At 40.1% G+C, this 11277-nt stretch carries 11 protein-coding genes and 2 tRNA genes; 6 read left to right on the forward strand and 7 right to left on the reverse strand.

All coding sequences use genetic code 11. The features are described from left to right. Positions 1–3: 3 nt before the first annotated feature. The 3 genes from lgt to ccsB all read left to right on the forward strand — a co-directional run bounded on the left by lgt (position 4) and on the right by ccsB (position 3536). Positions 4–777, forward strand: coding sequence for a prolipoprotein diacylglyceryl transferase (lgt, locus tag AB1488_10245; protein ID MEW6410470.1), 774 nt, complete (start codon positions 4–6; stop codon positions 775–777). A gap of 238 nt (positions 778–1015) precedes the next feature. Continuing rightward, on the forward strand, positions 1016–2449 hold the full coding sequence (locus tag AB1488_10250) for a cytochrome c biogenesis protein ResB (GenBank protein ID MEW6410471.1): 1434 nt from the start codon (positions 1016–1018) through the stop codon (positions 2447–2449). Between the two features lie 13 nt (positions 2450–2462). After that, positions 2463–3536 carry a c-type cytochrome biogenesis protein CcsB gene (gene ccsB / locus AB1488_10255; protein ID MEW6410472.1) on the forward strand — a complete coding sequence of 358 codons (1074 nt, stop codon included), beginning with the start codon at positions 2463–2465 and terminating at the stop codon, positions 3534–3536. Positions 3537–3631: 95 nt separating this feature from the next. Here ccsB and AB1488_10260 read toward each other — a convergent pair. After that, a tRNA-Cys gene (locus AB1488_10260) sits at positions 3632–3707 on the reverse strand. A gap of 118 nt (positions 3708–3825) precedes the next feature. Then, positions 3826–3901 (reverse strand) — tRNA-Gly (locus AB1488_10265). A 92-nt stretch (positions 3902–3993) separates the two neighbouring features. Between AB1488_10265 and hisS the strand changes: the two genes are divergently transcribed. After that, positions 3994–5238, forward strand: coding sequence for a histidine--tRNA ligase (gene hisS / locus AB1488_10270; protein MEW6410473.1), 1245 nt, complete (start codon positions 3994–3996; stop codon positions 5236–5238). Next, positions 5232–5768, forward strand: coding sequence for an NYN domain-containing protein (locus AB1488_10275; GenBank protein MEW6410474.1), 537 nt, complete (start codon positions 5232–5234; stop codon positions 5766–5768). The genes hisS and AB1488_10275 overlap by 7 nt, the downstream gene beginning before the upstream one ends. Before the next feature lie 139 nt (positions 5769–5907). Here the strand turns inward: AB1488_10275 and AB1488_10280 are convergent, their stop codons facing one another. The 3 genes from AB1488_10280 to AB1488_10290 all read right to left on the reverse strand — a co-directional run bounded on the left by AB1488_10280 (position 5908) and on the right by AB1488_10290 (position 8267). Beyond that, positions 5908–7029 carry a hypothetical protein gene (locus AB1488_10280; GenBank protein MEW6410475.1) on the reverse strand — a complete coding sequence of 374 codons (1122 nt, stop codon included), beginning with the start codon at positions 7027–7029 and terminating at the stop codon, positions 5908–5910. Between the two features lie 64 nt (positions 7030–7093). After that, positions 7094–8059, reverse strand: a complete 966-nt coding sequence (locus AB1488_10285) for a site-specific DNA-methyltransferase (protein MEW6410476.1) — start codon at positions 8057–8059, stop codon at positions 7094–7096. Then, positions 8040–8267, reverse strand: a complete 228-nt coding sequence (locus tag AB1488_10290; GenBank protein ID MEW6410477.1) for a DUF433 domain-containing protein — start codon at positions 8265–8267, stop codon at positions 8040–8042. Before AB1488_10290 ends, AB1488_10285 begins: the two co-directional genes overlap by 20 nt. A gap of 167 nt (positions 8268–8434) precedes the next feature. On the opposite strand from AB1488_10290, the gene AB1488_10295 reads away from it, so the two are divergent. Then, positions 8435–9529: a DUF763 domain-containing protein gene (locus tag AB1488_10295; GenBank protein ID MEW6410478.1), complete on the forward strand. Its 1095-nt coding sequence runs from the start codon at positions 8435–8437 to the stop codon at positions 9527–9529. On the opposite strand, the gene AB1488_10300 is transcribed toward AB1488_10295, so the two are convergent. Together AB1488_10300 and AB1488_10305 are read right to left on the reverse strand one after the other, a co-directional pair. Then, positions 9497–10870 (reverse strand): YchF/TatD family DNA exonuclease, encoded by a 1374-nt coding sequence (locus AB1488_10300; GenBank protein MEW6410479.1) that lies wholly within the window; start codon positions 10868–10870, stop codon positions 9497–9499. The two genes, AB1488_10295 and AB1488_10300, sit on opposite strands and share 33 nt — an antisense overlap. After that, positions 10870–11277: DUF488 domain-containing protein (locus AB1488_10305; protein ID MEW6410480.1), on the reverse strand; the 408-nt coding region annotated here is incomplete at its 5' end. The genes AB1488_10300 and AB1488_10305, both read right to left, overlap by 1 nt.

The raw sequence follows: 11277 nt of genomic DNA on the forward strand, positions 1-11277 counted from the left end.
TTCATGATGGTCACATTCCCAAACATAGATCCTGTTATTATCAAAATCGGTCCATTATCTATCAGGTGGTACGGTGTCATGTACCTTATTGGTTTTGCCGCATCGTATCTTCTTGTGAAATACCAGATAAATAAAAAGAAGATAGCCATAGATATGAAAGAGATTGACTCCCTTTACTCATTTCTTATCTTAGGTCTCCTTATAGGAGCAAGGCTCGGCTATGTTGTATTTTATAATCTCAGTTACTATCTCAAAACTCCACTTGAAATATTTGCTTTCTGGCATGGTGGTATGTCCTTTCATGGTGGATTAATCGGAAGTATTGTTGCAGGGGCATTTTTTTGTAAAAAGTCTGGATTGGATTTCTGGAAGATTTCAGACCTCGTTGTAATTACAGTTCCTATTGGTCTTGGGCTTGGAAGACTTGCAAATTTTATAAATGGAGAGATTTACGGCAGAACTACAGATATGCCGTGGGGTATGGTATTTCCAACAGGTGGCCCTCTTCCCAGGCATCCATCACAGCTTTATGAGTTTTTTTTTGAAGGCATTGTTCTCTTTATAATACTCTGGGGGTTGAAAAATAAACGATTTAAGACAGGTATCCTTATATCATTATTTCTGATACTTTATGGCATATTTAGGTTTCTTGTAGAATTCTTCAGAGAGCCAGATCACCAGCTCGGGTTTGTTTTTGGCCCTTTTACTATGGGGCAGATACTAAGTGTAGCTCTGATTTCGCTTGGCATAGGGATTCTGTTTTATAAAAATAAGTGAAAAATGCTAAAAAGAAATACTACAGCTCCATGAAAAGGGTGAAGTGCCTTTGCCTGAAAATAGTTGACAGGGATGTAACGACTATGTTACTAATCAGCGATATTTTCACCCCCGCACCACAGGTAGCCACGCCCCACACCAAAAACTTTTGGTGTCGGGGCAGGGGTGTGAACTCCGTAAGACCTTGATGTCACGGCTGTAAAGCCGTGGTGCGGGGTTTATGTAAAAAGAAAAAATAATGGAAGATGCAAAAAGGGAACTAAAAAAAACCAATCTTTTCGATAGAATATGGATTTTTTTTTCCTCCATTACGCTAACTTTTATCCTGCTAATAACCCTTGCACTGACATCCATAATCGGAACGGTAATAGAACAGCAGGCTGAACCTGCAAAGAACCTAAGACTACTTGCAAAGATCTTTGGAGAATCACTTGCACCCACAGTGTTTGACCTCTTTATGAGAATCGGCTTTATGGATATGTATCATTCATGGTGGTTTGTTACTCTTCTCTTTCTCCTGTCCACAAATCTTATTATATGTTCACTAAATAGATTTCCGCATGTATGGAAACAGATAAACACACCACAATCGCCACTCGATGAAAACATATTGAGAAGCATCGCACACAAGATGGAGATTACATTTAAGGGACAGATGGCTGAAACATCTAAGAAGATTGTTAAGATACTTAAAAAAAATGGGTATAACCTTTCAGAAAAAAAAGTCGATGGTGCAATACATCTGTATTCTCAAAAAGGGAGATATAGCAGACTTGGCGTGTATATTACACACCTCAGCGTCATTATTCTCTTCATTGGAGTAATCATTGGTGCACTATTTGGGTTCAAGGGATTTCTCAATCTCCCTGAGGGAATGTCTTCTGATAAAGTATATCTGAGAGATAGAAGGGAAATGCCATTGAACTTCACTATAAAATGTGAAAAGTTTGACATAGAGTACTACGGTGATTCTGATATGCCTAAGGACTATAAGAGTGACCTCGTGATATTGAGAGACGGCAGGGAAGTTATGCGAAAGACAATAGAGGTAAACGACCCCTTTACATTTGAAGGAATAACCTTTTACCAGTCAAGTTATGGATATATACCTGAGCTTGAGGGTAAAATAATGCTAAAGGTATTTCCAAGAGGGGAAGGCTCACCTAACAGGGACCTCACCTTAAAGGTGGGAGATTCATTTGATATACCTGAGGCAGATATAAGCGTAAAGATTCTCGGGTTTAACCACGCCTTTGCAATAGACCAGATGGGAAGAGTCTTTGCTTACTCAGAACAGATGGTAAATCCTGCTATCTATATAGGAGTCAGTAAAGGTGGAAAAACGCTCTACAGCGGATGGATACTTAAACGCTATCCACAGACAGGGAAACTGCCAGAAGGTCCTTTTATTAATTTTTATTCCTATTGGGGGGCGCAATATACTGGGCTACAGGTAAAAAAGGACCCGGGGACATGGGTGGTATATGTAGGTTGTGGTATTATGACAATAGGACTTTTTATTGCGTTCTTTACCTATCATAAAAAGATATGGGTAAGGTTAAAAGAAGAAAAGGGGGTTCTCAGAGTGACACTTGCAGGGACGTGTAGTAAGAATAAACTGGCATTCGAAAGGGAGTTTAAGAAACTCGCCAGCCTGATAGAGAAAGTATAAAGGGGAGGACACCATGGATAGTTCCACACTTTTTGGCATATCTACCATGTCCTATATTATAGCCATGGTCATATATATAGGGTATCTTGCATTCAGAAAAGAGAAAGTTGGTGTAACGGCGTCAGTTGTTACATACTTTGGATTTATAATGCAGACACTCGCAATCATTCTCAGGTGGATCGAATCCTACCAGATGGGAATCGGACATGCACCACTGTCAAACCTTTATGAGTCAATGGTTTTCTTTTCGTGGACATTAATACTCTTTTATATATTTTTAGAGTATAGATATCGAAATCGCTCCTTTGGTGCCTTTGTGACTACTGTGGCAGCACTGGCACTCGCTTTCATAACAGTAACGCCGGGAATATCAAAGGAAATATCACCCCTTGTGCCTGCCCTTCAGAGCAACTGGCTTATCGCTCATGTTGTGTTGAGCTTCCTTGGATATGCTGCATTTGCAGTCTCCTACTGTTCTGCGCTTATGTATCTTATCCTGACTTCAGAGAAAAAGACAGAAGGCTCATATATCTTCTGGACAATCTGTGTAGGGCTTACTATTATTTTGCTGATTGCCTTCGGGATTGACTTTATTAATTTTAAGATATTATCACCAGTCCCACTACAGGAAAGTATTGTCAAACAACATCTCCTTGAGAGCACATTCAGAAATCCTTCTTTAGCAATAAAGATTTTAAGCCTCATACTTGCACATGCAGTAGCAATTACAATCTGGGCAAAGGGTATGCGACTTAAGGATATTCTGTTGAGAATTGCCCCATCAACTGAGGTGTTGGATGAAGTAACCTATAAGATGATCACTATTGGTTTCCCACTCCTGAGCCTCGGAATTATAACAGGTGCAATCTGGGCTGACAGTGCGTGGGGGAGCTACTGGCAATGGGATCCAAAAGAGACATGGTCGTTAATAACATGGCTTGTGTATGCAATTTATCTACATTCAAGGTTTCGTAAAGGATGGAGAGGGAAGAAGATTGCTGTGGTCTCTGTAATTGGATTTATAGCGGTTATCTTTACATATTTAGGCGTGAATCTTATTCTATCAGGACTCCACAGCTACGCCTGAACGAGGTAATGTAAAGAAGGCGTCCTGTCCCTAACACTTCTTTACACTGTTATTGCGAGGGATGGAATCCCGAAGCAATCTCAGAGCGAGGAGGCTGGAGGCGGCGAGCGGATTTGAACCGCTGAATAAAGGTTTTGCAGACCTCCCCCTTAGCCACTTGGGTACGCCGCCATGTTTTAGTTCGGAGTTCTTAGTTCAGAGTTCGGAGTTAAAATAATCTTTTAAGAATATCAATCTTAGACCCCGAACTCATAACTCTTAACTGCGAATTTTGCTTTGCAAAATTCGCTGGAGCGGGTGGCGGGATTCGAACCCGTGACCCCAACCTTGGCAAGGTCGTGCTCTACCAGCTGAGCTACACCCGCACCCCTATTTTGGGATAGAGAATATCAATTAAATCCCTTTCTTGTCAAACAAAAAATTGACTTATCACACTCTACAGGCTATATTAATGTTCATGGAAATAAAGGCAATAAAGGGTGTAAGGGATATACTTCCTGAGGAAATTCCCATCTGGCAGTGGCTGGAGAAGATAGTTAGAGAGGTATTTGAAACCTCTGGATACTCCGAGATAAAGATTCCGATAATAGAATACACCAATGTCTTCTCCCGGAGTATCGGTGAAACTACGGATATAGTAGAAAAGGAGATGTATACCTTTCTTGATAAATCAGGCAGGAGTATAACCCTCAGACCCGAGGGCACTGCACCGGTTGTGAGGGCATATGTGGAACACAAACTCTATTCTTCGTATCTGACAAAACTATACTATATCGGACCAATGTTTAGATATGAGAGGCCACAGTCGGGTAGATACAGAGAGTTTTATCAAATTGGTGCAGAGGCATTAGGCGTGGATGATCCCCGTATAGATGCCGAAATAATCAGTATGCTCAATCTGCTCTTTGAAAGACTTGGTGTAGCAGGGCTTAAACTCCAGATAAATTCTCTCGGATGCAAGGAGTGCAGAAAAGATTATAGAGATATACTTATTAAATTCCTTTCTGAAAGGCTATCACTCCTCTGTGATGATTGTAACCGCAGGTATCAAAAAAACCCCCTCAGGACGCTTGACTGCAAGAGTGAGGGCTGCATATCTGCTACTATAGATGCACCACGTATGCTTGACTATCTCTGCAAGGGCTGCAGAGATCACTTCGATGCTGTTAAAGAATATCTAAACATGCTTGATATTCCATTCACCATCAATCCACGAATCGTAAGGGGGCTAGATTACTATACAAAGACTGCCTTTGAGATACTGAACGATAAACTTGGCGCACAGAACGCTGTTGCTGCTGGTGGAAGATATGATGGATTGGTAGAGGACTTTGGCGGACCTCCAACTCCTGGTATTGGTTTTGGCATAGGGGTTGAGAGGCTTGTCTCTCTTCTTCAAAAGGATAGCACGAATTCACATCCACCTGAGGTCTTTATTGCCTCTATCGGAGATGCTGCAGCAAAATTATCTCTTCCGATGATCTGCAGGCTCAGATATGAAGGGGTCAGGGCAGAACTCGGATACAAAGGAAGCCTCAAGAGTCAGATGAGGAAGGCAGATAAATCTGGAGCCAAATATACCATTATCATAGGTGATGAAGAGATTGCAAGAAAGAAGGCAATACTCCGTAATATGGAAACAAAGGTTCAACAGGAGATTGCCCTTGATGACATTATTGATATAATAAAAGGACTATGTTAAGGATACTCATAGACGGTTATAACATGATAGGACAGGCTGATAGAGAAATGGAAACACTAAGGGAGAGGCTTGTAAAAAGACTTAATGAGTATAGTCTCAGCCGTAAGCATGAGATTACTGTTGTGTTCGATGGATGGAAATCAGGGCTTCCTGTTGAAAACAGTGAGAAATCAGGCGCTGTAATGGTAATCTATTCAAGGCTCGGAGAGAAGGCAGATGATGTTATAAAGAGGATGGTATCTGGAAAAAAAGGTGGCTGGATTGTCGTAAGTTCAGACAGAGAGATAGAGAGGTTCAGCATGTCGTGCGGATGCACGGTGATTTCATCTGCCGAGTTCGAGGAACGGATAGATAGAGTTATTAAGCAGGGGAAGTCCTATACAGAGCCATCTTACATTTCCACGGAGATACTATATCTCAAAGATGATGACTCTGAAGACTCTTTAATTGTGCATCACAAAAGAAAAGGAAATCCAAGAAGACCATCGAAGAAGGAGAGAGAAAAAAGAAGGGTGATGGAGAAGCTTTGACTTTGTTATATTGATATTTGAAGATGCGAGCTTTAAAATTTCCCTTTCCCTTAGATCCCTTAGATTTGCTTCTTAACCATATGAAATCTCATATTTTTATCTTGACCTATGGCATTTAATATGTGTGGCGCGTTAGAAATTATGTTCTATAATCCATAATTAGTTTTTTGTTGCTTTTGTATCCCATACATAATTCTTGTATCAGACACTGACTACATCTTGGTTTATTATGGTTAAAACAGTAATTTGTCCCAATATGAATTAGACCGTCATCTAAATCGCCAATTCCATAATCAGTTCCAAGTAAGAGAACATTTGGGATTTGTTGTATTTCAATCTTTGATGGCCTTCGTTTTCTTACCATAAGATATTTAATACAGATAGACGCATAAGAATCCATTATATCTTTCAAACTCGAAAAATCATCAGATTTTTTACCTCTAATGTTTGTTACACGAATATAATGTTCTCCTCCCTTACCCTTACCTTCCTGAATAACATTCCAATCTTTATAGTTAGATAAGTCAGCGCAATTAAGCAAAAATCCTGTTCGGAATAAAACACGCCCCGCATTGCTATCAAATGGCAGTTCATATGAAAGGTATCCCCATGAGTGGTCTCTTCTCTTTACCAAACCTAAAGTATGGATATACCATTTAGCGAAGAGGTGTCCTGCTTTATCTCCAATTGCTTTGCCTAAACCATACCTTTCATTATCTTTTATCTGTTGACTCATAATTTCAGCGGAGTTCCAGCTTTCAATATAATCAACAAGTGGTTCAGATGATTCCAATAGGTTTTTCTGTAAATCTCTTTCCAAAAGGAGGGGTACGCATAAAGGGACACCCCAACGATAAATAGCGTAATCTAAAACTTGCTTAGTTGTGCTTGTGAATTGTTGATTCGGAGCAAAGAAGAGGCTATACTTATTGGGATTGGATTTGTTTTCTCTTGCCCAAATATTTGCTCGAATAGTTTTTACACTTTTATGCTTTTCTAAAATTTCATCGATAGAAACACCTAACTCCTTAAAGAAATCTAATGGTTTATGGAATATACGGATTTCTTTTTTATACAACGTATTGACTACATCTTTAAGAAGGAGTCTAACTCCTTCAATATCAGGTCCCTGATCTAAAACAGCACTGACAAGCAAATATCTTGCAAGTATTTCTCTTCTTGTCCAGAGACCATCAATCTCGTCAAGATCGTTTTTGATTAAATTTCCGGTATTATCAAAATAATGCTTAAATGGAAACAACTCCTGTATTGAGAGTTTGGTGGTATGTTGCTGTCCTATTTTTGCAATTTCAGTTATTAACTGCCTACTTTTGTTTTGTTCTCGTTTTGTATTTATATTTTTTCTCCTTAAGAATAAACTCGAATGATCTCTGCTGAGAGGATTCGAGGATATACTCTTTAATCTTTGTTCTACGTAGCAATTTTATACTATTCTCATTTACAGGAATTTTCTCAAAAATAGATATAAGTTGTCCTCTTAAATACAACGGTTCATTCAATCGTCGTTCTGCAGTTTTTATATATTTCTCTTTTATCTCATATCCCATCCATTTACGATTAAGACGATTAGCAACCTTAATAGTTGTCCCTATACCTAAAAAGGGGTCTAAAACTAAATCACCGGGATAGGAAAAAAATCCAATAAGTCTATAGGGTATTTCTTCAGGAAAGGGACAAGGATGGTCGTATTGATTTGGAGGAACTGGGGCAATATGCCATATATTATTGGCTAATTCTTTTGTAAATAAATCATCCATAGGAATTTTACTCTTTTCTTTCTCTTCCTTTGTTTTATCTTTGTAAATTTTTGGCCCAGGTTTTCTAAATATCAAGATATACTCAGTCATAATATTTGGACAATAATATCCTGGGTATGGGTTTTGAATTGTTACTCCTGCTCTCTTTACTCCCCCTGTCACTTTATACCAGATAATATCCTGATGAAATTCATAACCTATATTTTCCATTAAAGAAATAAAATGGTGCGGTAAAGGATAATGTTTTCCATCACATAGCACCGTCCCGATAACTACACAACAAAATCTACCTGGTTTCAACACACGATAACATTCTTTAAAACAAATATTTAACCATTCCAAATATTTTTCATACTCATCCCCTTTTCTTGTTCTAAACCATTTCGTATTATCAGATACATGCACATCATAATCAATCGCGTTCCAATAGGGTGGAGATGTGATAATTAAGTCAACTTTTCCATCTTGAATTTCGTCCATTTTTTCACAAGATTTAAGAAAAATTTTGTTCATAATTAATCCCTTCTACTTCAGCAGCGTAGGCTATTGCAGCTTTGATGTCTTCAGTACTCAAAGAGGGATAACTTTTTAAGATTTCTTCTTGACCGATGCCTGCTGCCAAGTTATCCAGAATGACTGATACCAAAATGCGTGTTCCTTTGATGCATGCTTTTCCATGGCAAACCAATGGATCAACGGAGATTCGTTCCTTCCAATCCATCTTTGGCCTCCCCAATATAGATATCTTTAATTTTCTTTTTCATATCATTCAAGATCTTATTTTATCATAAAATTTATGAAGGCAATAACTCTTTTTGCATGTCAGAAAAATATCGCAGGCAGGTGGTTGGTGTGTTATAATGATTTTAGGCATTGGGATGATGGTATATGGGTAGGACAGGTATAGCTACAGTTCCGTTGCATTATGGGAAGGCACCCCGCTGGCTCTTTGAACGGATGAGGTCTCTCAGCAGAGAGATTATTATCGCTATAGTCTCCGAGTTTGGAGTAAGAGAACTTCTCAAAAGACTTTCTGATCCTTTCTGGTTTCAGGCATTGGGTTGTATCCTTGGATTCGACTGGCATTCAAGTGGGATCACAACAACCGTATGTGGCGCATTAAAAGAAAGTATCAGGGATGTATCGAGGGAGATTGGGGTATTTATCGCTGGTGGAAAGGGTGCTACATCAAGGAGAACCCCGATTGAGATAGAATCCTTCGGGAAATATATCTCGATAAATCCAGCCACCCTTATCTATGCAAGTAAGATGTCTGCAAAGGTTGACAACACTGCACTACAGGATGGATACCAGCTCTACCATCATACCTTTATATTTACAGAAGACGGGCAGTGGGCCGTGATACAGCAGGGGATGAACGAGATTGACCGAACTGCAAGGCGTTATCACTGGCTTGGCGAAGGTGTATCCGATTTCGTTTGTGAGCCACACTCCACAATATGTGCTGAAAAAGGTGCCAATGTCTTAAACATGGTCGCAAAGGAAAGCACAGAGGCGAGGGCTGTATGCACTGATATTTCACGGGATAAACCAGAAAAGATAATCAGTGAGATAAAGAAACTGCAGGAACTTCAACTACCGCAGAGGCACAAGATAGAGATTGCTGATATAAATCCCGATAGACTCGAGAAGACCTTCTTGAAGATTTATAAACAACAGCCAGAAGGCTTCAGGTCACTTCTTGAGATAGAGGGTGTTGGTCCGAAAACCATAAGGGCGCTTGCACTCCTCTCAGAACTCCTTTACGATACACCACCGAGTTTCCGTGACCCTGCACGATTCAGTTTTGCACATGGTGGAAAAGACGGACATCCATATCCAGTTGACAGAAGTACCTATGACATAACTATCGAAGTCCTGAGAAAGGCTATTGCCTCCGCAAAGATAGGGGATTACGAAAAGATACAGGCGATAAAGAGACTGAGTGCCTTACCCCACCACCCCCCACTCCCTTATCTTTAACTCTACCCCAAGTTCTGTGGCTGTTGCTCTACACCTTTCGATGTCAACCTCTGGGAGTGTAAGGACGGTTATCCTCACATGGGGGGTATATTTTTTAGCCTCAAGGATAAATTCCTTTATCTTCTCGAATGTATCCCTTCCGAATTTGGGCCTGCAGATGTCATAGTATTTCCCTGCATCATCTACATCAAGGCTTATGGATATCGCGTCAACAAGCCCCTTTAGTTCAGGAAGGATATTCCTCCCGTGTATGAGGTTTCCCTGCCCGTTTGTATTTATTCTTATCCTTCCACCATGTTCTTTAACCCATCTTGCGATCTCTTTGACCGCATCCAGCCTTATTAATGGCTCACCATAGCCACAGAATACTACCTCTCTATATTGTGTCGGATCACCGATTGCCTCTATAACCTCTCTGACCGATGGCTCTGATTTAAGTCTGAGATGGTGACCCTTGACAAAGTCTGTATAGTATCTCACACAGAATGTGCATCTATTTGTGCATCGGTTCGTGATATTAAGATACAACGAACCCCTTATCTTATATACTATCTGCCCTTCTTCGATTTTCCCTATACCAAAGAGTCTCATTGCATTGTATGTTGTAACCCTCGCCACATCCTCAGGGCTCAGCCCTTTTATATCTGCAATCGCATCTGCTATATATCTAAGGTATGAAGGTTCATTTCTCTTTCCACGAAATGGCTCTGGAGCAAGATATGGACAGTCAGTCTCGATAAGTATGTTTTCAATAGGGATACCCTTAACTACATTCTTTGTATTCTCCGCCTTTTTGAATGTGACAGGTCCGGCAAATGAGATATAGAATCCCCTGGCGATTACCTCTCTTGCAGTCTCAAGGCTACCTGAAAAGCAATGCATCACGCCCCCAACTTCCCAAGCATTCTCTTCATCCATTATCCTTTTCGTATCTTGAGTAGCCTCTCTGTTGTGTATAATGAGCGGAAGCCTTAATTCTTTTGCAAGCCTTATCTGTTCCCTGAACCTCTGTTGTTGAATTTCCCTTGGAGAATACTCGTAGCGGTAATCAAGACCTGTTTCACCGAAGGCGATTATCTTTTCGTTTCTTGAGAGCTCTCGGAGGAGGTCATAAGTCGCCTCATCTATATCCTTTGCATCGTGTGGATGAATACCGATGGCGGCATAAACCATATCATACTCAGATGCAATCCTTACCCCACCTTCACAGCCTTCTATATCTGAGCCGACAGTTATGATACAGCCAAGACCTGCATCCTTTGCACGATTTAATACAGCATCTCTGTCATTCTCAAAATTGTCCATTTCAAGGTGGGCATGTATATCAATAAGCATATCCATTATTCCGGTACCCAGACCTTTCCTTTATCTATTATATGGATGATCTCCCATCCTTTTTTGTGCATAGCCCTTGCAATATATCTTCTGTGGCACTTCCATGGAATTTTTTCAGCACATATTATAACTGAAGGTCTTCTCATAGCAATTTCCTCTGCGAGGTTTATGCCTGATACAAACTCTTCAGTCAGACTATATGCCTGATAGCCACCCTTTCTATATCCTCCTAATTCCTTACCGAGATAATGGTACTCTATGCCGGCATTTTTGAGGAGAGTTTCAAGATATGTCTTTTTAAAGTGTTCAAACTTACTGACTGGAAATCGTCTTACATCTATGACAGCTTTTATATCGTAAAAGTAAAGTATTTCAATAAAGTCTTCTTCTGAACGGCGGTTAGTACCGAGGGT

Source organism: Nitrospirota bacterium (assembly GCA_040756155.1).
Taxonomy (GTDB): Bacteria; Nitrospirota; Thermodesulfovibrionia; order JACRGW01; family JBFLZU01; genus JBFLZU01.